This is a genomic window from Pseudomonas sp. AC083, from assembly GCF_979253165.1.
Genome location: NZ_CEEDDH010000027.1, coordinates 16,419 through 38,840 on the forward strand (window position 1 = coordinate 16,419; position 22,422 = coordinate 38,840).

General features: G+C 61.2%; 25 protein-coding genes. All 25 read left to right on the top strand.

The window, feature by feature from the left end:
• Positions 1-62 precede the first annotated feature (62 nt).
• The 25 genes from AC0IXA_RS26485 to AC0IXA_RS26605 all read left to right on the top strand — a co-directional run bounded on the left by AC0IXA_RS26485 (position 63) and on the right by AC0IXA_RS26605 (position 22,100).
• Entirely contained in the window at positions 63-617 is a 555-nt protein-coding gene (locus tag AC0IXA_RS26485; protein WP_130901841.1) for a terminase small subunit, read from the top strand.
• On the top strand, positions 580-2,664 hold the full coding sequence (locus AC0IXA_RS26490; RefSeq protein WP_471814807.1) for a phage terminase large subunit family protein: 2,085 nt from the start codon (positions 580-582) through the stop codon (positions 2,662-2,664). Before AC0IXA_RS26485 ends, AC0IXA_RS26490 begins: the two co-directional genes overlap by 38 nt.
• Positions 2,655-2,873: a primosomal replication protein PriB/PriC domain protein gene (locus tag AC0IXA_RS26495; protein WP_130901839.1), complete on the top strand. Its 219-nt coding sequence runs from the start codon at positions 2,655-2,657 to the stop codon at positions 2,871-2,873. The genes AC0IXA_RS26490 and AC0IXA_RS26495 overlap by 10 nt, the downstream gene beginning before the upstream one ends.
• Positions 2,870-4,402: a phage portal protein gene (locus AC0IXA_RS26500; RefSeq protein ID WP_471814808.1), complete on the top strand. Its 1,533-nt coding sequence runs from the start codon at positions 2,870-2,872 to the stop codon at positions 4,400-4,402. The genes AC0IXA_RS26495 and AC0IXA_RS26500 overlap by 4 nt, the downstream gene beginning before the upstream one ends.
• A complete protein-coding gene (locus AC0IXA_RS26505; protein WP_471814809.1) occupies positions 4,341-6,395 on the top strand; it encodes a ClpP-like prohead protease/major capsid protein fusion protein in 2,055 nt (684 codons plus the stop codon). Before AC0IXA_RS26500 ends, AC0IXA_RS26505 begins: the two co-directional genes overlap by 62 nt.
• A gap of 65 nt (positions 6,396-6,460) precedes the next feature.
• Positions 6,461-6,775, top strand: coding sequence for a hypothetical protein (locus AC0IXA_RS26510; RefSeq protein ID WP_471814810.1), 315 nt, complete (start codon positions 6,461-6,463; stop codon positions 6,773-6,775).
• On the top strand, positions 6,775-7,158 hold the full coding sequence (locus AC0IXA_RS26515; RefSeq protein WP_471814811.1) for a head-tail joining protein: 384 nt from the start codon (positions 6,775-6,777) through the stop codon (positions 7,156-7,158). The genes AC0IXA_RS26510 and AC0IXA_RS26515 overlap by 1 nt, the downstream gene beginning before the upstream one ends.
• Positions 7,133-7,645, top strand: a complete 513-nt coding sequence (locus AC0IXA_RS26520) for a hypothetical protein (protein ID WP_471814812.1) — start codon at positions 7,133-7,135, stop codon at positions 7,643-7,645. The genes AC0IXA_RS26515 and AC0IXA_RS26520 overlap by 26 nt, the downstream gene beginning before the upstream one ends.
• Complete coding sequence (locus AC0IXA_RS26525) at positions 7,642-8,217, top strand: phage baseplate assembly protein V (RefSeq protein ID WP_471814813.1); 576 nt, start codon at positions 7,642-7,644, stop codon at positions 8,215-8,217. Before AC0IXA_RS26520 ends, AC0IXA_RS26525 begins: the two co-directional genes overlap by 4 nt.
• A gap of 55 nt (positions 8,218-8,272) precedes the next feature.
• Positions 8,273-8,488, top strand: a complete 216-nt coding sequence (locus tag AC0IXA_RS26530) for a hypothetical protein (protein WP_130901833.1) — start codon at positions 8,273-8,275, stop codon at positions 8,486-8,488.
• Between the two features lie 5 nt (positions 8,489-8,493).
• Positions 8,494-8,820, top strand: coding sequence for a GPW/gp25 family protein (locus tag AC0IXA_RS26535; RefSeq protein ID WP_122611995.1), 327 nt, complete (start codon positions 8,494-8,496; stop codon positions 8,818-8,820).
• Positions 8,817-9,704 carry a baseplate assembly protein gene (locus tag AC0IXA_RS26540; protein ID WP_471814814.1) on the top strand — a complete coding sequence of 296 codons (888 nt, stop codon included), beginning with the start codon at positions 8,817-8,819 and terminating at the stop codon, positions 9,702-9,704. The genes AC0IXA_RS26535 and AC0IXA_RS26540 overlap by 4 nt, the downstream gene beginning before the upstream one ends.
• Positions 9,701-10,309: a phage tail protein I gene (locus AC0IXA_RS26545; protein ID WP_471814815.1), complete on the top strand. Its 609-nt coding sequence runs from the start codon at positions 9,701-9,703 to the stop codon at positions 10,307-10,309. The genes AC0IXA_RS26540 and AC0IXA_RS26545 overlap by 4 nt, the downstream gene beginning before the upstream one ends.
• The gene (locus AC0IXA_RS26550) at positions 10,302-11,912 is read left to right on the top strand and encodes a phage tail protein (RefSeq protein WP_471814816.1); all 1,611 of its coding nucleotides are present in this window, start codon (positions 10,302-10,304) and stop codon (positions 11,910-11,912) included. Before AC0IXA_RS26545 ends, AC0IXA_RS26550 begins: the two co-directional genes overlap by 8 nt.
• Positions 11,900-12,343, top strand: a complete 444-nt coding sequence (locus AC0IXA_RS26555) for a phage tail protein (RefSeq protein ID WP_471814817.1) — start codon at positions 11,900-11,902, stop codon at positions 12,341-12,343. The genes AC0IXA_RS26550 and AC0IXA_RS26555 overlap by 13 nt, the downstream gene beginning before the upstream one ends.
• A 102-nt stretch (positions 12,344-12,445) precedes the next feature.
• Positions 12,446-13,615 (top strand): phage tail sheath subtilisin-like domain-containing protein, encoded by a 1,170-nt coding sequence (locus AC0IXA_RS26560; RefSeq protein WP_471814818.1) that lies wholly within the window; start codon positions 12,446-12,448, stop codon positions 13,613-13,615.
• A 12-nt stretch (positions 13,616-13,627) separates the two neighbouring features.
• Positions 13,628-14,131 (top strand): phage major tail tube protein, encoded by a 504-nt coding sequence (locus AC0IXA_RS26565; protein WP_122612001.1) that lies wholly within the window; start codon positions 13,628-13,630, stop codon positions 14,129-14,131.
• Positions 14,132-14,142: 11 nt separating this feature from the next.
• On the top strand, positions 14,143-14,454 hold the full coding sequence (locus AC0IXA_RS26570) for a phage tail assembly protein (RefSeq protein ID WP_471814819.1): 312 nt from the start codon (positions 14,143-14,145) through the stop codon (positions 14,452-14,454).
• 146 nt (positions 14,455-14,600) lie between these two features.
• Positions 14,601-17,084 carry a phage tail tape measure protein gene (locus AC0IXA_RS26575; RefSeq protein ID WP_471814820.1) on the top strand — a complete coding sequence of 828 codons (2,484 nt, stop codon included), beginning with the start codon at positions 14,601-14,603 and terminating at the stop codon, positions 17,082-17,084.
• A gap of 12 nt (positions 17,085-17,096) precedes the next feature.
• Positions 17,097-17,942 (top strand): phage tail protein, encoded by an 846-nt coding sequence (locus AC0IXA_RS26580; protein WP_130901874.1) that lies wholly within the window; start codon positions 17,097-17,099, stop codon positions 17,940-17,942.
• Positions 17,917-18,123: a tail protein X gene (locus AC0IXA_RS26585; protein WP_095180626.1), complete on the top strand. Its 207-nt coding sequence runs from the start codon at positions 17,917-17,919 to the stop codon at positions 18,121-18,123. The genes AC0IXA_RS26580 and AC0IXA_RS26585 overlap by 26 nt, the downstream gene beginning before the upstream one ends.
• A gap of 94 nt (positions 18,124-18,217) precedes the next feature.
• Positions 18,218-19,267 carry a phage late control D family protein gene (locus tag AC0IXA_RS26590; protein ID WP_471814821.1) on the top strand — a complete coding sequence of 350 codons (1,050 nt, stop codon included), beginning with the start codon at positions 18,218-18,220 and terminating at the stop codon, positions 19,265-19,267.
• Positions 19,268-19,323: 56 nt separating this feature from the next.
• Positions 19,324-19,983, top strand: a complete 660-nt coding sequence (locus tag AC0IXA_RS26595; protein ID WP_404938396.1) for a glycoside hydrolase family 19 protein — start codon at positions 19,324-19,326, stop codon at positions 19,981-19,983.
• Positions 19,965-20,513: a lysis system spanin subunit gene (locus AC0IXA_RS26600; protein ID WP_471814822.1), complete on the top strand. Its 549-nt coding sequence runs from the start codon at positions 19,965-19,967 to the stop codon at positions 20,511-20,513. Before AC0IXA_RS26595 ends, AC0IXA_RS26600 begins: the two co-directional genes overlap by 19 nt.
• Positions 20,514-21,206: 693 nt before the next feature.
• On the top strand, positions 21,207-22,100 hold the full coding sequence (locus tag AC0IXA_RS26605) for a hypothetical protein (protein WP_130901870.1): 894 nt from the start codon (positions 21,207-21,209) through the stop codon (positions 22,098-22,100).
• Positions 22,101-22,422: the final 322 nt, after the last annotated feature.

Below are 22,422 nucleotides of genomic sequence, written 5' to 3' on the forward strand. Positions count from 1 at the left end.
AATTCGGGCCCGCTGCTTCGCTACATATGACCCATTTTTGAATCGAGGTTGTTGTTTCAATCATGACGACGAAGTCCATTGCTCAGCAGCCGGGGTGGCTGAACAAGTCGCGCATGGCGGCGAGCCTCGGAATTTCCGTGCAGGCCTTTGATAAATGGAAGGTTGACCCGGTGCAGCGCATCGGCCGCGAGGCGTTCTATGACGCTAAATCGGTGTTGGCCAATCGGCTCAAGCATCAGGGCGCAAAAGATCAACCTGTCGACGATGACGGTAATCCGATCGATCCGCTCATTGAGTACAAGCAGGCACAGCAGAAATTGCGCCTGACAACCGAGCAAGCCGACGGGCAAGCGATGCGAAATCAGGTCAAGGCAAAAAAGCTGGTGCCGGTTGATTTTGCCGTGTTCGCCCTGGGCAAGTTGAGCGCAATGCTCGGCTCAACCCTCGACACCGTGCATGCCAAGGTCAAGCGCAAATGCCCGGACATCGAACCGCGACACCTTGAGGCTATCCAGCGCGAGGTCGCCATAGCGCGAAACGACGCCGTCAAGTTGGCGGACAAACTGCCGGAGTTACTTGATGAGTTCGTCGATTCCTTGGATGAGGGCGCTGATTGAGAGTGTCCGCAAGGGGCTGGAAGGGCTTTACAAAGAGCCGCCGCTGACCGCGACGGAATGGGCAGACAAGCACTTTTATCTGTCGTCCGAATCGTCCTACCAAGAGGGCAAATGGACCACCGCCCCGTTTCAAGTCGCGATCTTGAACGCGATGGGCAACGACCTGATCCGTGAAGTCAACGTGCTGAAATCGGCCCGGGTCGGCTATACGAAAATGCTGGTAGCCAACATGGGCTACAAGATCCAGCACAAGAAACGCAACGTGCTGACGTGGTGCCCGACTGACGGCGACGCTGACGGCATGATGAAGCGGCACATCGAAACGATGATCCGCGACGTGCCAGTGGTGAAGGCCTTGGCGCCTTGGCTCGGCACGAAGCATCGAGATAACACGCTCGATGAAAAGCGTTTCGATAACGCGAAGATGTTGTGGTGCCTGGGCGGAACGGCGGCGAAGAACTACCGCGAGAAAAGCCCGGACGAAGTGATCTACGACGAGCTTTCGAAGTTCGACGCGGACATTGAAGGCGAGGGCGCCCCGACCATCTTGGGCGACAAGCGTCTGGAAGGCGCCACGTTCAAGAAATCGATTCGCGGATCCACCCCGACGACCATTGTGCCCGCTGCTGAAGGCGAGGAAACGACGGGCGAGGGCTGTCAGATCACGCGGGCGGCGGATGATTCGCCGCACCTGCTGCGCTTCAACATCAAGTGCCCGCACTGCCAGACGGAACAACATCTGAAGTGGGGCGGCCCCGATACGCCGTTCGGTATCAAGTGGCTGCTCAACGACCTCAAGCAGGTCGAAAAAGCGTGGTACGCATGCGAGTCCGGCCACGGCTGCACGTTCGAATATCACGAAATGATCGCGGCGTCGGCCAGCGGTCGCTACATCTGTGAGCGTTCCGGGATCTGGACGCGTGACGGCATGGAGTGGTTCACCAGTGCGGACAAGCCCATGCAGGCACCGCGCTCGGTGACGTTCCATATCTGGACGGTGTATTCCGAGTTTGTCACCTGGGCGGAAGTCGTCAGCGAGTGGATCAAGGTCAAGAAAGACCGGGGCAAGCTCAAAACCTTTATCAACACCACGTTGGGCGAGGCTTGGGAGGAAGATCAGGGCGAGCAACTGGAATGGCAGCACCTACAGGCACGCCGCGAGGTATATGCCGAGGTGCCGCCTTGGGTGGTCGCCATCTTCGGCGGCATCGACACGCAGGACGATCGTTACGAGGGTCGGTTTTGGGGGTTCGGTGCTGGTGAGGAAGCCTGGTTAATTCACAAGTTCGTTCTGCAGGGCGATCCGGCAAGCGTCGAGCTGCGCAAGAAAGTTGGCATCGAACTGAAAAAGCGGTTCGTTCGTGCTGACGGCACGGTGATGACGCTGGAGCGCGCGTGCTGGGACCAAGGCGGTCACTACTCGGACGAAGTGCGCGAGGAAAGCATTAAGCACGGCGTTAACTGGATCATTCCGGTGTTCGGTGCGTCGACCTACGGCAAGCCGATCGCGACGTGGCCGCGCAAGAAAACGAAGGTCAAGGGCGGCCGGATCTACCTCGTTGAGGTCGGCACGGATAACGCCAAGGAGCTTATTTACAACCGCTTGACGATTCAGCCAGACGCGCCGGGGATTCGTGTTCCTGGTTGTCTGCACTTGCCTGCCAACGACGAGTTATGCGGCGAGGATGAATTACGGCAACTGACGGCCGAGCGGCGTAAGTGGGTGATCGTCAAACACCGGCGCGTACAGCGCTGGGACGCCGGCGGTCGCCGCAACGAGGCGCTCGATTGTCTGGTTTATGCCTTGGCCGCGCTGCGCATCAGTCAGGCGCGCTTTGGCCTTGATCTGGACTTGCTCGCGCGGCAACTGCCGAGCGGTGTGTGGCATGTGCCGCCGGCCGAGGATGACCCGGAGCCGGACGACGAGCCGCAAGCCGCAGAACCTGAGCCGTTACGCGTAACGGCCGAACCATCACCCCCACAACCTGCATCGTCGTCGGACGAGGCCGGCGCGTGGATCACGAAAGGACAAGGCGCATGGCTGTAGCACCCACGGCGCAAGACATGGTGGATCGCTATCTGGCGGCAGAGATTGCCGTGTTGGATGGCAAGGAGACGTTTTTTCAGGGCCGCAAAGTGGTCATGTCGGATCTGAAAGATATTCAGGCCGGCCGCCTGTTTTGGGAGCGTCGCGTGGCGGCTCAGAACTCGGCAGACAGTGGCCGCCCTGGGCATGCGCTGGCGGTGTTCCCGTGAACGTCGTCGACAAGGCGCTGCTGCCTTTCTTCCCGCACGCGGTTATGGAGCGCATGAAAGCCCGGCACGTCATTCGCGCTTTCGAGGCGGCCGAACCGAGCCGCACGCACAAGGCCAAGCGCGAAACGCGCGGGGCAAATCGGGCGTTGCAGCATGCCGGCAAGTCGATGCGTGACCAGTGCCGGGCGCTGGATCAAAACCACGACATCGTCACCGGGTTGTTTGACCGGATGGAAGAGCGGGTGGTGGGTGGCCCGGGCATTTCGGTCGAGCCGATCCCGCTGACCTTGACCGGTGACGTGCATCTGGAGTTTGCCGCGCTGATCAAATCGCACTGGGCGGAATGGTCGCTGAAACCGGAGGCCGCCGGCGAATTGTCCCGGCCGCAGATGGAGCGAATTATCTGCCGCACTTGGCTGCGTGATGGTGAGGCGCTGGCTCAGGAACTGGTGGGCAAGATCGCCAATTACGAGCACCTGCACGCGGTCCCGTATTCGCTGGAGCTGCTGGAATCGGACTTTCTGCCCTGGGAGAAAAACGACGAGTCAAAAGGGATTATTCAGGGCATCGAGCGCAATTCATGGCGCCGGGTGCGGGCGTTTCACTTGCTGAAACAGCATCCCGGCGATTCGCTGGGGCGTGGCATGACGCTCGACACCAAGCGGGTGCCGGCTGAGCAGATGATTCACATCGCTTACCGCAAGCGCATTGGTCAGAACCGTGGCCAGCCGCTGCTACACGCGGTGATCACCCGTCTCGCGGATATCAAGGATTACGAGGAAAGCGAGCGGGTCGCGGCGCGTATCAGTGCGGCGTTGGCCATGTACATCAAGAAGGGATCCCCTGACGACTACGTGGCGCCGAAGGCCGGTACGGATGCCCGCACATTCCAGATGGCGCCGGGCATGGTGATCGACACGCTGCTGCCCGGTGAAGAGGTCGGAATGATCAAAAGCGATCGGCCCAATCCCTTCCTTGAAGGCTTCCGAAACGGCCAGCTCAAAGCGGTCGCGGCCGGTGCGCGCATTGGCTATTCGAGTCTGGCACGCAGCTATGACGGCACGTATTCGGCCCAGCGGCAGGAGCTGGTCGAGGCCCAGCTGGGTTACGACCAGTTGCAGCACGACTTTATCGACTACTGGTGCCGTCGCGTTTATCGCAACTGGCTGCGCGTGGCAATCATGAGCGGCGTGATCAAGGTGCCCCATGACGTCGATCCTCGGACCGTTTACGGCGCGATCTATCAGGGTCCGGTGATGCCGTGGATCAACCCGGTGCATGAGGCGACCGCGTGGAACCTGCTGACTGAAAGCGGCTTTGCCGATGAGGCCGAAGTGGCCCGGGCACGTCAGCGCAATCCGCAGGAGCTGAAGCGTTCGCGTGAAGCGGAGATTAAAACCAACCGGGAGAAAGGGCTGGTCTTCAGCTCGGACGCCTATCACAAGTTCTATGGGAAAAATCAGACCAATGAACAAACGCAAAAACCCGCCGCTGATGCGGCCAAGGGCGTCAGTGGGGACGACGACTGACGTCGGCGAAAGCTGGTACTCGATGCGTGCGCTGTCAGCGAGCATCGCGGAACTGCGTATCGAGGGTGAAATTGGCGCGTGGGGCATCACCGCCAAGCAATTCGCCAAGGACCTCAAGGCGCTCGGTGACGTGTCACAAATCAATATGTACGTGAATTCACCCGGCGGCGAGGTGTTCGACGGGATCGCGATTTACAACATGCTCAAGCATCACCCGGCCCACATTGACGGCGTGGTGGGCGGCCTCGCTGCGTCCATGGGCAGTGTGATTTTCATGGCGGCCAACACCCGGAGCATTCCCGAGAATGCGGCAATCATGGTGCATAAGCCGTGGGGCATTCAGGGCGGTGATGCCGAGGACATGCGCCGCTATGCCGAGCTGCTCGATCAGGTCGAGGGTTCGCTGGTACAGGCGTATGTCGAGGCTACTGGCAAGACCGCTGAAGAAATCCACGCCTTGCTCGAGGCGGAAACGTGGATGTTTGGCAGCGAGGCGGTGGAGGCCGGTTTCGCGCACAAAATTCTTGAACCTCTCAAGGCCTTCGCTCAAATCAATTCGCAACGTATGCAGGAGTTCACCAACATGCCACCTGACTTCAAGAATCTGCTGACCCCGCAGGGTTCCGTCACTCTGCCGGCTCCAGCCCCTGCGCCGGCCCCGGCTCCAGCGCCTTCCCCAGCGAATCTGACTCCCGAGCAGATCCGCGCTCAGGCGCTGGCCGACGAAGGCACGCGCCGCACGGCGATCACTGCGGCGTTTGCAGCGCCGTTTGCTGCGCCTCACGCGGCGCTGCTGACCGAGTGCCTGAATGACGTGAATTGCACGATCGAAACGGCCAACGCGAAGCTGCTGGCAGCGATGGGCGCGGGCACCACTCCAACCGGTTCGCAGATCATTCACGGCCACATTTCCAACGGCAATCTGGTGGGTGACTCGGTGCGTGCATCGATCGCCAGTCGCATCGGTCAGGCCGAGGTGCAGAAGGACAACGCCTATAACTACATGAGCCTGCGCGAGCTGGCCCGGGCGTCGCTGACCGATCGCGGCATTGTCGTGGCGTCGTATAACCCGATGCAGATGGTGGGTCTGGCGTTCACTCACGATTCCAGCGACTTCGGCAACATCCTGCTCGATATCGCTGGCAAGTCGGTGCTGCTGGGCTGGGACGAAGCGCCGGAAACCTTCGACAAGTGGACGAAGAAAGGTCGCCTCAGCGACTTCAAAACCGTCAAGCGTGTGGGCATGGGCGCCTTTGGCAGCCTGCGTGAAGTTCGCCCAGGTGCTGAGTACAAGTACATCACTACCAGCGATCGCGGCGAAGCGATCCGTCTGGCCACCTATGGCGAGCTGTTCGGCATCACTCGCCAAGCGATCATCAACGATGACCTCGATCAGCTCAGTACCGTGCCTTACAACATGGGTCTGGCGGCGCGCGGCACGATCGGCGATCTGGTTTACGACGTGCTGACCACTGGCCCAGCTCTGAGCGACGGCAAGGCGCTGTATCACGCCGATCGCAAGAACCTGCTCAAGGGTGCCGCTTCGGCGCTGTCGATCGAGGCGCTGAGCGCGGCCAAGACCGCCATGGCGTTGCAGAAGTCGCCGGCCACCGATGAAGCCAAGGCGCGCACCTTGAACATCCGCCCGGGCTTTGTGCTGGTGCCGGTGTGCCTGGAAGACAAGGCGAATCAGTTGATTCGTTCGGCCTCGGTGCCGGGCGCACAAAGCAATGCCGGCATCGACAACCCGATCCGCAACTTTGCCGAGGTGATCGCCGAGCCGCGCCTGGACGATGTTTCGGCGATCGAGTGGTATCTGGCTGCCAAACAAGGCTCCGACACTATCGAGGTCGCCTATCTGGACGGCGTGGATCAGCCGTATATCGAGCAGACCCAAGGCTTCACCGTTGACGGTGTAGTGAGCAAGGTGCGGATCGATGCCGGCGTGGCCCCGCTCGATTCTCGCGGCCTGAACAAGTCGCTCGGCAAGTAATCGGCCGAACCATCGGAACCCCGCGCTGTGCGGGGTTTTTCATTTCTGCAAAGGAGTAAATTGGCATGGCCAAGAATCACGTTGGTACAGGTAAGACCGTGGACTTCACGGCCCCGGTTGGCGGGGCGTTTTCGGGTGTTCCGCTGGTATTGAACGACATGGTGGTTATTCCCACGACGACCGGCGTCAGTGGCACCAAGATGGTCGGCATCACCGATGAAGAGTGGCGTTTGCCGGCAGAGGGCGCGCTGTTGCTGGGTCAGAAGGTCAATGTGCTGGCCGGCGTGCTGGTGGCCCCGGGTGTCGCCGATTCGGTGCCGTTCGGCAAGCTGACCTCTGACGCCGTTGGCGGCTTCGCTAATGCGTTGCTGATCCAGTGATGGCCGCCGGGCGCTTTCGTGAGCTGGCGGCCCGCATGGACGCCGTGCTGGTCGATCGCTTGGGTGACCCGGCGACGCTGGCCGACGGCCGCCAGATCAAGGGGGCCTTTGCCTCGCCGTTTGTCGGCGCCGAAATCGGCGGCGGCAAGGGCGGGGCGGTGCGCTTGGGTTCGGCGATCAACGCGGACGCTGTGCTGGAGCCGACCCTGATGGTGCGGGTGGTCGACGTGCCTGATATCAAGAATGGCGATTTCCTGACCGTTGATTTGCCGGTTACCGAGGGTGGCGGGCGTTACAAGGTCGTTCGTCGAAAGCCTGACGGCGCAGGTATGGTGGAACTGGTGTTGGGGGTTAGCAATGAGCGAACTGACGACATTACATGAGGCGATGAAAAGCACGATCGCGGCGGCCATGCCTCATTTCCTGCACGTCGAGCACTTCCCCGAGCTGGGTTCTTTAGTGGAAACGCCGGCACTGCTTTTCGGGGTAACGGACATGACCCTGGGCACCGATCGCGGCGAAGGGAAAACGGCGCTGATCGGTCGTTTTCAGTCGTGCATTCTGGTCGACGCAACGCGCAATAAGGCCTCACTGCAAGCGTCCATTCTGGCGGCGCAAATGACCTCGATACTGAGTTACCAGTATTGGGGGTTGGACTTCATCACCGGCCCGCCGGAGAACATCCACGCCCAGCCCGAGGCGCCGATGCCAGACCTTGAGCAGTTCGTTATGTGGTCGGTGCAGTGGACGCAAGCCTTTGAGGTCGGTGACTTTGAATGGCCTTGGCCAGACGAGCCGCCGGGTACGCTGATGTTCGGTTTCAACGCTGACAAGGCGCCGGAGTTTTTCCCGCCGGAGGATCTGCCGTGAGTTACCCAAGCGGGGAGCATGACCGCATGATTGCGGCCATGGTGATGCCCTGTGCAGTCGTGGGGGTTGATCTGGCGGCCGGTGCGGTTCGGGTATCGAATGGCGAGTGGACGAGCGCCTGGGTGCGCTGGCACAGCCTCGCGGCCGGCAAGGCGCGGCACTGGCGAGCGCCGAGCCTTGGCGAGCAGGGGGTGCTGTTCAACCCCAGCGGTCAAGCCGGCATTGGAACGTTTATCCCGGGGCTGTACGGCAACGCCGGCGCCCAGCCGGATAACCGCGATCATGTCGAGGTCTGGCGGTTTGATGATGGCGGTTCGCTGGTCTACGACTGGGCGGCAAGCAGCTACACGATCACCGTGCCAAGCGGGACCGTGACAATCAAAGTCGGCGGTACAGAGCTGGTCGTTACGGATAACGCGGTGACGGTGAAGTCTGGAACGGTCGACATCGAGGCCGCTGTGAACATCAAAGGACCGGTCAAGATCGACGGGCCGTTACACGTAACGGGCAACATCGCCGGCGACGCGAACATCATGGCCGCCGGCAATAGCGACAATCACCACAAGCATTGATCAATCAACCATGCAGCCCGCCAAGTGCGGGCTTTTTTGTGTCTGGAGGAAACCCATGGCCAAGGCCACTGCAACGCCCGGCGCTGATGCGTCGACGTCGACGGATCTGCGTTTGACCTTTCGCGATACGGTCTTTACCTCGCGCACGCTGTGCATCCCTGGGACCAATCGCACGCTCGCCGTGGTCAAGGCCTCGGTCGACGTCTCGGCGTCCGATGAACAGGCAGTGACGTTTCTGAAATCCCATCCCGAACTTGAAGCCCAGGAGTAACGCAGATGATCGGAATGGATCGCCAGACCGGCCAGCCCATTACCGGCATCGACAGCGTTATTCAGTCCATCGGCGACATTCTCAGCACTCCGTTGGGTAGTCGTCGGGAGCGGCCCGACTACGGCAGCAAGCTACGCACCTATGTGGACTTGCCAGTTAACGCCGGTTGGATCAGTTCGGTGCAGGCTGAGGCCGCGCGGGCGCTCGGCCGCTGGGAGCCGCGCGTGAAGCTCAAGAGCGTCAAGGTGCTTTCTGTGCTGGGCGGGAAAATCAATTTGGGCGTCGCCGGCGAATACCTGGGCGACGACTTTCTGGCCGAGGTGAGCGCATGAGTATCTTGGATCTGTCCGCGCTGCCGGCGCCGGACGTGCTGGAGCCGCTGGACTTCGAACAAACCTTTGAAGACAGCTTGAGCATGTTTCGCGGGAGCATGGGCGACAACTGGACGGCCAACCTTGAATCAGATCCGGTGGTCAAGCTGCTGGAAGTCGGGGCCTATAACAAGCTCGGCAACCGTGCCCGGGTCAACGACGGCGCCAAGGCGCTGCTGCTGGCCTACGCGATCAAAAGTGACCTCGATCAGCTTGGCGGCAACGTCAATCTGCCGCGCCTGGTGATTCAGGCCGAGGATCTGACTGCCACGCCGCCAGTGCCTGAAGTGCTGGAAGAGGACGACCCTTACCGGGAACGTATTCAACTGGCTTATGAGGGCCTGACCACCGCGGGGCCGCGTAACAGCTACATCCTGCACACGCGTAACGCCTCGGGTCTGGTGGCCGACGCCTCGGCCGAAAGTCCGGCGCCGTGCAACGTTACGGTAACGGTGCTGAGCACCGAAGGGAAAGGCGAGGCCAGCCCCGAGCTTTTGAACATTGTCCGGCTGGCACTGGATGACGAAGACACTCGGCCTGTCGCCGATCGGGTCAAGGTGCAAAGCGCGGAAATTCTTGAGTACCGGATTGACGCCATCTTGCACATGAGCAGCGCCGGCCCGGAGGGTGACGCCAGTCTGGCAGAGGCGAAACGCCGCCTTGCCGCGTGGATCAACCCGCGCAAACGGCTGGGGGTTGAGGTGGCGCGCTCGGCTGTGGACGCTCAGCTGCACATTGCCGGCGTTTCCCGGGTCGAGTTGGTGGGCTGGCAGGATCTGGCACCTACCAAGGCGCAGGCGGCGTGGTGCACCGGCTACGAAGTGACGATGGCGGGTGCAACATGAAAAGCCTGCTGCCGAGCAATAGCACGCCTCTGGAGCGGGCAATCGAGGCGGCTTTCTACGATCGCACGATTGTCCCGCTGCGCACCTTGTACAACCCCGACACCTGCCCGGTCGAGCTGCTGCCGCATCTGGCGTGGGCATGGTCGGTCGATCGCTGGGATTACCGATGGTCTGAGGCGACCAAGCGCGCGGCCATCAAGGCGTCTTTCTACATCCACAAACACAAGGGCACGATCGGCGCGCTGCGTCGCGTGGTCGAGCCGCTGGGCTATCTGATCGAGATTGTCGAGTGGTTCAAGACGGTGCCCGAGGGCGTGCCGGGCACCTTCGCGCTGAAGGTCGGGGTTCTCGATACCGGCATCACCGAAGAAATGTATCAGGAGCTTGAGCGCCTGATTGACGACGCCAAGCCCGTCACCCGGCACCTGACCGGGCTGGCGATCAGCCTGGAAACTCAAGGCAATTTGAATATCGCCGTGTCCGTCTACGAAGGCGACGAAATCGACGTTTACCCGCCCGTCATGCGTGACATTGAGGTCACTGGCAGCTTTGGCGTGGTCGGCCGCGAACACACCATAGACACCCTGGACGTTTATTATGATTGATGCGAATTCGCAGTTTTTCGCGATCCTTACGAATGTGGGGATGGCCAAGCAGGCGAATGCCGACGCGCTCGGCATTCCCTGGCTGATCACGCAAATGGGCGTGGGTGATGCCAACCCGAATGGGCTGGCTGATCCGCCCAATCCGGTGCCGTCGGCCAGTCAAACCAAGCTGCTCAACGAGTGGCGCCGCAAGCCGCTCAACCAACTGAAGATTGACCCGATCAACCCGGCGGTGATAATCGCCGAGCAGATCATTCCGGCCGACGAGGGCGGTAAGTGGATTCGCGAAATCGGCCTCTACGATGCAGACGGCGATCTGGTGGCGGTGGCAAACTGCGCGCCGAGCTTCAAGCCGCTGCTGTCGCAAGGCTCGGGCCGCACGCAAATCGTGCGGATGAACTTCATTGTCACCAGCACCGGCAACATTCAGCTCAAGATTGACCCGGCGATTGTGCTGGCCTCGCGTGCCTACGTCGACGCGGCCATTCTTGAGGTGCTGCCGAAGAACAAGACGCCGGGCGAATTCACGCGGGTCAAGGTCAGCGATCGCGGGATTGTCGTATCGGGTGATAACCCGGAAACGCTCGCCGGAATGGGTATCAAGGACTGCTACACCAAGGCCGAAATCGAGGCGATGATCGCGCAGGCCTCGGCTTTACCGGTGGGCACGATGGTTTCGTTTCCGCTGGACAAGGTAGCACCCGGTTTTCTGGAGCTGGACGGCAGCGTCAAGAGCATTGCGGCTTATCCAGATTTGGCGGCATTCCTCGGCACGGCCTTCAACAAAGGCGGCGAGGGTGCGGGAAATTTCCGTTTGCCGGAATCGCGTGGCGAATTTTTGCGCGGCTGGGATCATGGGCGCGGTGTGGATCCAGGGCGCGGGATTGGCAGCTGGCAAAAAGGCAGCTTGCAGTCATTTGACCCTAGTAACGAAAGTCCAGCTGTGTCGGGTCTGTGGCACAACACTTTGTCAAACGTGGGGGTTGCTGAGCAGCACGGGCTTGATCCTCATAATCTTACTGATTACGGGGTTACAAACGCCGTATTCACGTCTGGTACAACTCCGCAATCAACGGGGTCGCTAGGTGTTACTCGACCGCGCAACCTAGCAGTTATGTGGTGCATTAAGGCTTGGAACGCACCAATCAATCAGGGAAACATCGACATTGCTGCGTTGGCGGCTTTGGCGACGCAGGCCACGGAAATCAAGCTGGGGACGGCCAGGATCGCCACGCAGGCGCAGTTTGATGCGGGCACCGATGACACAACGATCGTCACGCCAAAGAAACTCAGGCAAGGGTTTATGGCGAATCTGTCGCCCAACGGATACCAAAAATACCCGTCTGGTTTGATCGAGCAATGGGGGTCTGTCTCTGTTACGGACAATGCCGAGGTGAACGTTGTCCTTCCTACCGCGTTCCCTAATGCGATTTTTGGCGCGACGGTTTCGGTCCCCTTATCGGCGCAGGCCGGGGCAGCCGAGTTTTCCATTGCTGGGGTCAGAAAGAACGGAAGCAGCCTTAATAGCATTTTGGTCAATGCGAACTCGGGGCCGACCACGTCGGTTAATCCAGTGCTTTTCTGGCATGTGTGGGGAAACTGAACGTGATTTTCTTTAGTGCATCAGAACTCGGTTTCTATGACAGCAACATTGTTGACGCTATTCCAGAAGATGGCGTGGAGGTTTCGCTTGAGCATCGTCGCGCAATTCTGGATGGGCAGTCTGCCGGCATGGTCGTCGCGGCTGACGAGTCCGGCGGCCCTATCCTGATCGATCGGCAGCCGCCGAGTGCTGAGGTGCTGGCCGCTGCTGAGCGTGTTTGGCGTGATCGGCAATTGGCGTTGACAGATCCACTGATTTCACGCCATCGCGACGAGGTCGAGGAAGGCGGGTTGACCTCGATCACGCCCGAGCAATATGCCGAGCTGCAAGGCTACCGCCGGCTGTTGCGCGACTGGCCGCAAGGCGAGCAATTCCCACTGATCGATCACCGCCCGATCGCGCCGCCCTGGCTGATCGAGCAGATCCAATAAACGCCCCGCACTGACGGGGCGTTTCTTTTCCGTTACGCGTAACACGAACACCCTCACAGCCTCGCACATGCGGGGCTTTTTCGTTTCTGGAGATTGACCCTTATGGCTGGATCTTTTTTTCACGGCGTGACGACCACGCTGATTGATACCGGTGCGCGCACTATCTCGCTGCCGTCGTCCTCGATCATCGGTCTTTGCGACACCTTCAAGCCGGGGGTTATCGGCGGCGGCACAGCTAAGGCTGGCGAGCTGGTGCTGCTCACGTCCGAGCGCGAGGCGATCGCCGCTTTCGGTGCTGACTCGGCGATCACCAAGGCCGCCCAGGCGATCTATGTGCGCGCCAAGGCTGTGATCGTCGCTGTCGGTGTGCCTGTGCTGGAAGACGCCGCGCTGCAAACCTCAGCGATCATCGGCGGCGTTCTGGTCGGTGGCCAGCGTACCGGCCTGCAAGCTTTGCTTGATGGCAAGAGCAAGCACAACGCGCAACCCAAGTTGCTGATCGCCCCGAAACATTCGGCCACTCAGGCCGTGGCTACCGCCATGGACGCACTGGCCGCCAAGCTGCGCGCGATCGCGATCGTCGACGGTCCGAACACGACCGACGAGGCGGTGCTGGCCTACGCCCAGGAGTTCGGCAGCAAGCGCATCTATCTGGTTGATCCGGGTGTGCAGTATTGGGACACGGTGACCAGCGCGACGATCGATGCCCCGGGTTCTGCCTGGGTAGCGGGCCTGTTCGCCTGGACTGATGCGACTTACGGCTACTGGGCTTCGCCGTCCAACAAGGAATTTGTCGGCATCACCGGCACTACTCGCCCGATCGAGTTCCTGGACGGCGACGAAACCTGCCGGGCCAACCTGCTCAACAACGCCAATGTCAGCACGATCATTCGTGACGGCGGCTATCGCCTGTGGGGCAACCGCACGCTGTCGAGTGATCCGAAGTGGTCGTTTGTTACCCGCGTTCGTACCTGCGACATCCTGATGGATGCGATCCAGGCGGGGCACAAGTGGGCGGTCGACCGCTCGATCACTAAGACCTACGTCAAGGACGTGACCGAAGGCCTGCAAGCGTTCATGCGCGACCAGAAGAACGCCGGCGCGATCATCAACTTTGAAGTCTACCCGGACACCGAAATGAACACGGCCAGCCAGCTCGAACAGGGCAAGGTTTATTGGCGCATCCGTTTCACCGACGTGCCGCCGGCTGAAAACCCGAATTTCCTGATCGAGGTCACCAACGAGTGGCTGACCGAAGTGCTTGAAGCCTAAGGGGGCTTACCGATGATTCCTCAAGTTCTGAAGAACATGAACCTGTTTGTGGACGGCGTCAGCTTTTCCGGCGACGTGCCCACTCTGACGCTGCCGAAACTGACCCTGAAAACCGAGGACTATCAGGGCGGCGGCATGTTCGCCCCGATCGAGTTTGCCGTGGGCATGGAAAAGATCGAATCGGCCTTTACCACCAACGGCGTGCGCCGCGAGGCGCTGAAGTTCTTCGGTCTGGCTGACCAGACGGCCACGAGCCTGACGTTTCGCGGCGCCTTCGCGGATCTGAAAGGGCGCATTACGCCGGTGATCGTCACCATGCGCGGCGGCGTGAAAGAGGTGGACATGGGCGACTGGAAGCCGTCCACGGTGGGCGAAATCAAGCACGCCGTGAAGCTCACGTATTACAAGCTCGAAATCGACGGGCGCCTGATGTACGAGATCGACCCGCTCGCAATGATCATGGTTGTCGACGGTGTCGACCAGTTGGCCGCCGAACGCTCGGCCCTCGGCCTGTAAGGAAGTAGAAAATGACTCACGAAACCGAAGAAAAGAAAGTCCCGTCCTGGCTGGAAATCAGCGACGACAGCGCAATCATCACCTTGAAGGGGGCCGCCGACTTCGGCGGTATCAAGGTCGACACGCTGACCATGCGAGCGCCGACGGTGCGTGACACGCGTGCGGCAACTGCCACGGCAAAGGGTGATTACGAGCAGATCGAAATCAACATTCTGTGCAGCCTGCTCGGTGCGACCGAAAAGGAAATCGCCGCCCTGACTCAGCGGAACTACAACCGCTTGCAGGCTGGCTATTTTCGCCTGGTCGAAGAGGACGAGCTTTAACACCGAGACCCAACGGGTAGCGGCCAAGACCTTGGCGAGAGAGACGGGTTTCTCTGCTGCCGAGATTGAGGCCATGCCCTTTGACCGGATGCTGTGGTGGCTCAGGGATTGAGCCGCTTTTAACTCGGCGAACATAGGGCACGCACATGAGCAAGAAACTAGCGCTCGGTCTGGTGATTGGCGGGGCTGTCAGCTCGACGCTGGGAGCGGCGTTCAAGGACGCCACCGGCCGAATCAAGAAGCTGGAAGAAACCGGCAAAAAGGCCCGGGTCCTCGAAAAGACCATTGGCGAAACCATGCGCCTGCAAGCCGAGTTTCGAAAGGCGCACATGGCTGGCGAGAAGGGCGCCGAGGATCTGCGCAAGAAGCTGGAAGCCAACTTGGCCGCGCTGAAAAAGCAGGGCGTTGAGGTTCGCAACCTCGGCAAGGCCTACACCCAAATGGGCAAGATTGCGCAGGGCGCCGAGCTGAAGGCCAAAGGGCACATGCAGCTCGACGAAGGCAAGCAGCAGATGCGCAGCAGTATCGGGCGGGCGACGGCGGCCACGGCGCTGATGGCCGTCCCGACGAAGATCAGCGCGGACTACGGCGCGATCATTCGTGACATTGCGATCAAGTCCAACATTGCCAACACGCCCGAAGAGGCGAAGCTGTCCAAGACAGTGATCGACACGTCGCGCGATACCGGCATGGCGCGCAATCAGGTGGCCGAGGTGGTGAACGCCCTGGTGGGCGCCGGCATGGAGCTGGACAAGGCGCTGGCCTACGCACCGACAGCGGCCAAGTTCTCCGTTGGGCAGGGTTCGGACGGCACCGAAACCGCCAAGATGATCAATGCCCTGGGGCAGAACGCCAAAATCACCGACCCCGCAATGATGCAAAAGGCGCTTGAGGCGATCGCCTACCAAGGGCAGGCGGGCAGCTTTGAAGCGGCCGACATGGCGCGCTGGTTCCCTGAACTGCTCGCGGGTATGGGCAAGCTGGGCATTACCGGCATGGACTCGGTGACGCAACTGGGTTCGATGCTTCAAGTGCAGATGAAAACGGCCGGCGGTTCCGACGAGGCGGCGAACAACCTCAAAAACTGGATGGAAAAAATCGGTTCCGGTGACACGGTGAAGGCCTACGAAAAGGCCGGCATCGACTATCAGGCGTCGATGAATACCGGGCTACAAAACGGCAAGTCCACCTTGGAATCCAGCTTTGCGCTGGCCCAAAAATACATTGAGGCGACCGACCCCAAGAAGGCCGCCAAGATGGCCGAGGCGACGGCCGCGATCAGCCAGGAAGCCGACCCCGAGAAAGCCAAGGCCATGATCGCCTCGCTGGAATCGGCGTTGCGTACCGGTGACCTGTTCGCAGACATGCAGGTCAAGGGCGCCTTGACCGCGTACATGCAGAACAAAGACCTGTACGACAAGCTGAAAAAGGAATCGGCCAGCGCGACCGGGATTCTGGATAAGAACCTGGAAGAGCGCCGCCAGTCGTCGGCGCAGAAACAGTCGGAAATGGTGCAGAGCCTCGACGACTCGATGCGCGCGATCGGCGACGCCATGCGCCCGGTGACGGACGCCGTGGTAGACGGGATCGGTTCTGTCGCGCGCGGGCTGGCCAAGCTGTCCGACGAGTCGCCGCGACTGGTGTCTGCGATCGGGCTGGCCACTGCCGGCATCCTTGGGCTGTCGACGGCCATGAGCGGCGTGAAGATGGCCAAAGGGCTGATGAACATCGGCCGTGGCTCGCTGATGGGTAACCCGAACATCCCGCAAAAGGTAATCGTGACCAACCTGCCGGCCGGTGGTGCGGGTGGTGGTCTGGACGGCGCCGACGTCGATGCCGGCGACGGCAAGAAAGGAAAGGGCGGCAAAGGCAAGACCGGGCGTCGCGGTTTCGGCCGTGGCATGGGCATCGGGTCAGCGGTCAAAGGCACGGCGGTTCTAGCGGTGGCTGATGCCGGTTACAAGGCTTATGACACCTATCAGAACGCCGAAACTCAGGACGAGAAAGCCGAGGGCTACGGCTCAGCGGCCGGCGGTTTGGCGGGCACGCTCGCCGGGGCGGCGGCCGGTGCCGCGATCGGTTCTGTCGTGCCTGTGATCGGTACGGCGATCGGCGCCTTGATCGGTGGCGTGCTGGGCAACATGGGCGGCGACTCCCTGGGCGGCTTTGTCGGCAAATCGCTGTTCGGTGCCGATGATGCCGCGAAGAAAATGCCGGACGCCGGGCCGTTGATGATGGCCAACGCCGGCAAGGACATTGCGCCGGTGATGGGCGATATCGCCAAGTCATTCGCCAAGCCGGCTACGCCATTGATGATGGCCGCGCCGGGCGCTGCGCCAGTGGCCAGCGAATCGGCAAAGCCCGGCGATGTGGGCCGCTCGATGATGCTGCCCGAAGCCAGTGCCGACGCCAAGCTGGGGCCGCTGGCCAAGGCAGCGCCGGCCAGTGCGCCGGCGCCAAAGGTCGAGTCTAACGTGGCGATCAATGCGCCGTTCTCGCTGACGGTCAACGGTGACGTCAAGGACGGCAATCAACTGTTCGCGCAGATCAAGCCGCAGCTCGATCAGTATTACCGCGAAATGGCCAAGCAGCAGGAAAGCCGCAATCTGTTCGATGCCGCGCACGTGTGATCAGGGGGATTTATGGAAGCATTGGGGCAGTTGCAGTCGGGGATTAAATACTTGGCCTCGGCCGGGGAGACGGGCCGGCGCAGCCTTGACGGCATGATGGCGCCGGTTAACGGCGCGATCGGGGAAATCACCGGCGCCGCGTCCGAGCTGGAGGGCTTGCCCTTTGTCGGTCCGGCGATCGGGGCCAAGCTTCAGCGCGCCATGCGCGGGATCAATGCCGCCCAGGCGCAAGTCGGGCGGGTGGTGTCGATGTACGGCACAGCCACGCGCGCGGTGGCGCAGATCGACGAGCGGCTGGGGGTGCTGAAGGAACAGGCCGGCCGCGCCGCCACGGCGATCAACAAGATCGCCGGCAAGGCCAGCCCGGCGTTGGCCAACATCGTGCCCACCGGTGCGTTTGCCACGGATCAGACGCCGGCGCCGGAGGCTGTGAAGCCGTTCCCGCACTTGCTGATCATTCAGCCGCAGGACCCGAAGGCGCCGCAGTACACGTTCAACCTCGACACCGCTGCGTTTGACGAGCTGCGCCGCTCGACCGAATTCCGTTGGGCCTCGCAAGAGCGCTTGGGGCGGCGGCCGGCGCAGCAGGGCGTAGGCATGGGCGACGAGAAAATCACGCTCAAGGGGGTGATCTTCCCGGGCTTCAAGGGCGGCTTAAAGCAGCTCGACACGTTGCGCACGCTGGGCGCTCAGCTCCAGCCGCTGACCTTGACCACCGGCTATGGCGACGTGCTGGGAACGTGGTGCCTCAAGAGCGTCGACGAGGAACAAAGCTCGCTGATGGCTGGCGGCATTCCGCGCAAACAGGCCTTTACCTTGGAGTTTGTCCGCTATGGCGACGACATGCAGAACGTCTGACGGGGATCTGCTCGATACCATCTGTCACAACTTTTACGGGCACTTGAATGGCAGCGTCGAGGCGGTGCTGGGCGCCAATCAGGGGTTGGCCGACGAGGAACAGCCCTACCGCGCCGGCGTGGTGATCGTGCTGCCGGATCTGCCGCACCCGGTCACCGAGGCCGTGACCTTGTGGGACTGATCCCGTCCGGACACGCCGCCGGCGTCCTCTCGCGTTACGCGTAACGCTTCGATCCTTGGCTCGCCCTGTGCGGGCTTTCTTTTGGAAAAAATCCATGACCCCCCGATTCCGCATTGTTGCCGATGGCAACGACATCACGGCGCTGCTGAACGATCGCCTGATTCAGTTGAGTGTCACCGACAAAGTCGGGATGGAGTCCGACGAGTTCGAATTGCGCATTGATGACCGTGACGGGCTGGTGGTGCTGCCGTCCCGAGGCGCGGGGATCGAGGTTTACCTGGGCTATCTGGAGACGTCACTGGCACGGCTGGGCCGCTATGTGGTTGATGAAATCACGGTGTCCGGTCCGCCGGATACGATCGTGATCACGGGCAAGGCCAGCGACATGCGCGGCAGCGGCAAAACCATTCGCAGCGGTAGCTGGGAAAACGTGCCGTTGTCCAAGATCGTCGCCGACGTCGCTGCCCGAAACGGCTGGGCGCCGGTGTGTCCGGTCAACACGAAAGTAGTGCGCGCCGATCAGCTCAGCGAGTCCGATTTTAATTTCATCACTCGGCTGGCCAAGCAGTACGACTGCACGGCCAAGGTCGCCGACGGCAAGCTGTTGGTGATGCCGCGTCAGGGCGGGCAGAGTGCGAGCGGCAAGGCCTTTGCGCCGATCGTGATCACGCGCGAAGACGTCAGCCGCTGGCAATTCCACCTTGGCGATCGCAGCAGCCACAAGGCGGTCGGGGCCAAGCATCAGGACAAGAAGACCGGCAAGCTGGCCGTGGTGTCGCTGGAGAACGACGACGCCCCGGACGGCCTGCCGGCGGTGCATACCGATCGCCATATTCACCCGAACAAGACGGCGGCCGAGGCAGCGGCGAAGGCCAGACTTGCAGCGTTCAACCGGTCCACGGCCGGCGTGCGGCTGGAAATGGCAGGGCGTACCGATCTGTTTGCCGAACGATCGATCATCGCCCAGGGCTTCAAGGTTGGACTTGATGGCGAGTATCTGGCCGAGTCGGTGCAGCAGACCTACACCCAAGCCGGCTGGACCACCGTTGTCGAGTGCAACGGCGGCAAGAATGGCAAGGCCAAAGCCAAAGGCAAGAAGGGCAAAAAGCCCGCCAAGCCGGTCAAGGTCGTGAGCCTCAAATAGCGCGAGAGCGCACCCATCCCGCCGCCTTGAGCGGCTTTTTTGTGCCTGGAGTTTGTATGCCGATCACTCAGCAGCAATTGCTGCAGATCCTCCCCAACGCCCGCCCAGTCGCGGGCGTTTTTGTGTCTGCACTGGTCACGGCCATGGCGCGGTTTCGCATTACTTCGCCGGTGCGCGAGGCGGCGTTTATCGCCCAGTGCGGGCACGAGTCGCAGCACCTGACCAAGTTGTCGGAAAGCCTCTACTACCGGGACGCCGAGCGCGTCGCGCGCTTGTTCAAGTCGGGTTTCGATGACAACCGTAACGGCCGAGCAGATCCGGCCGAGATCGAGGCCGCAAAGGCGTATCTGTGCAACTCGGAAAAGCTGGCCAACCGCGTCTATGCAAATCGCATGGGCAATGGTCCCGAGGCGTCGGGCGATGGCTACCGCTATCGAGGGCGCGGCCTGATCCAGATCACCGGGCGCGACAACTACCGCCTGTGCGGTCAGGCGCTCGGCCTGCCACTGCTCGATCGGCCCGAGCTGCTGGAGCAGCCGGAATATGCCGCGCTATCGGCGGCCTGGTACTGGTGGGATCGAGGTCTTAACGATCTGGCCGACGCCGGCCTGTTCGACGGCATCAGCCGGAAAATCAACGGGGGCGACGTCGGTCTGGCCGATCGCCGCGAGCTGTGGGCCAAGGCCAAGGCGGTGCTATGTCAATCCTCGATCTGATCCCGGCACCGGTGCGGCCTTGGGCGATCGCCCTGGTGCTGCTGTCGATCGCCGGCGCCGGTGCTGCCGGCAGTTGGGCGATACAGGACTGGCGTTACGGTAACGCGCTGGCCGAGCAGGCCCGCCAGTCCGCCGACGTGGCCCGGGCGGCCGCCGAGGCGGCGGTGGGCGCGCTGGTGATCGAGCAGGACAAGCGCCTGGCGCTGGAACGGCGCCTGGAAGACAACGACAAAACCCACTACAAGGATTTATCCGATGCGCAAACAGCTCAGCAACGCCTGTCTGATCGCCTTGCCACTGCTGATGTCCGGCTGTCAGTCCTACTCAACGCCGGCAGCGCTGCCGGCCGTTGTGACGGGTTGTCAGCCCCTGCCAGCGCCGGCGGCGTGGTTCATGGTCCCGCAAGAGCCGAACTTGACCCAGCGCATGCTCGGCGAATTATCGGCATCACCGATGCCGGCGATCGCGGATTGATCGCCTTGCAGGCGTGCCAGGGGTACGTCAGGGCGTTGTCCGTCGGGCGCAATTAACTGGATAGGTATATCCGACAGAGGGATAGCTGCCCTTTGTCGCATGTCCGGTAGCATGCGCCCGATCGATAATCAAAACGCCACTACTGTTTATATATCCAGTATTAGGCGATTCTAGATAGAATCGCCGCACTCGAACGACTGTTGTAGGAAGGAACCCCCCTATGTCGGATACACCCTCTGTAAATCCTTTGATCAAAAGTGACCAAGCGTCTACTATCGACGCGATATATCAGTACCTTGCGTGGATGTGTCTTCAGAAAGGCAATGACCCGGAAGCGCATCCGGGCGAGTGGCTGCACCTGGAAACGGTGCGGTTGGCCGTTGCTTCGCTCAAGAATGTGTAAATTTACACAAAATGTGGACGAGCAAAGGCGGGCGCGTTATTCTGAGCGCCGTCAGCCCCTTGGGGGCTAAGCAGTTAGAAGAATTAGAGAATTTCGGCAGGCTTAAAAAAGAAAACCCCCGACCTTGGCGGGACGGGGGTTTCTGGTAATCAGCACAAATTGGCTTCAAACCGGGCAGGTAGAAGTCTATTAGCTGATCACCGCATAAGCAAGCCCTAGCCATTAGGGATGTTTGGATGATCGGCGAAGCCTCAGCAGAAGGCCGCCCCGGCATTATGCGGGGGCGTATAGATTTGCAGCCCCCGGCTCGCGTCCAGCGGCTGGCCTTGACTGTTGGTGGCGCGCTATGAAGCGGGTCAACCAATTTTTGCCCGGCTCTGTTGAGGCTGCCGCATACGCCGGCCTTGATGCCATCCCGGATATCCTGACCAAACGCCCAAAACTTCCACCGCGTGACCGCACCGGTCAAAAGCGGCGCCTTACCGGCGTCACTGAAGATCAAGGCCGGATGTTCGGTGGTCTGTTCAAGAAGGCGATCGCCCGAGTTCACGAAGAAGCCGACAAACGCGAGGGTAAATTCCTGCGCCGCTTCGACGATATCAACGACTCGCGCACGTATCAGCAGCGCTGGGACGCGCTCGCCGAGCTGATTGGCCCGCTGTGCGCGCGCCTCGATCTGGCTCAGATGGTGGTTGGCTGGATGGACAAGCATGGAAAAATGCACGTCAACCGTCAGCGCAAGTTGTGCGAGGACTCGGGCGTTCGCGAGTGGACGCTGTCGCGGCTGCTTAGCGATCTTGAGCGCGCCGGTTATGTGCGTCGCAAGTTCCGCCGGATTTTCTACAAGGGTAAAAAGTGGATCACCCGCGTCACGATTCACGTTCGCCGGCGTTTCTTTATCGATTTGGGGCTGGGCCATGAGCTGGCCGAGGCTCAAACCCGCAAGCGCGTAGAGCGTCGCACCGTCTTGGGTGTGGCGCAGACGCGCACTCGGCAATCCTTGGAAAAGGAAGCAGCCGAGGCCAAGGTGCGCAAAGACTCGCACGACGCCGCCCAGCGCGCCGTCCGGCAAAAGCAACACCAGCAGAAGCAGCTCGACAAGGTCGAGTATAAAAGAGCCTGGACGGCGGCCTGGGTGGCATTTGCCCAAGCCAATGCAGACCTTGGCCGGCTCCAGCTGTCCCAGGCATTCGCCCGGGCGCACCCTCACTTCGCTATACATCCCGACTCGCTGCCCTAGCGCGCCTCTCCCCAGCACCGCCACCGGCGGTGCCTTCGCTCGCCTGCGTCCTGCCAGCGCCCTCTCAGGTGCCTTCGGCGACCTCATTCCCCTCGATTTGTCCTCTTTGGCACCCACATTTCCGACGGAATCGCCCCTGAAAAAGTCGGCGCGCCGATCGAGCAGTTAGGTGCTTTTGAATATCTGCAAGATTAGTCGCTTACTGGTACCGAAGGGCTTTAAAAGATCCGCTTTAAAGCTCAATAACCGTGCCATTTGTGCATGACGAGCTGACGAAATAGATATGCCTGCCCACTTCGCGCCTGGAGGCGCGGGGCAAGGA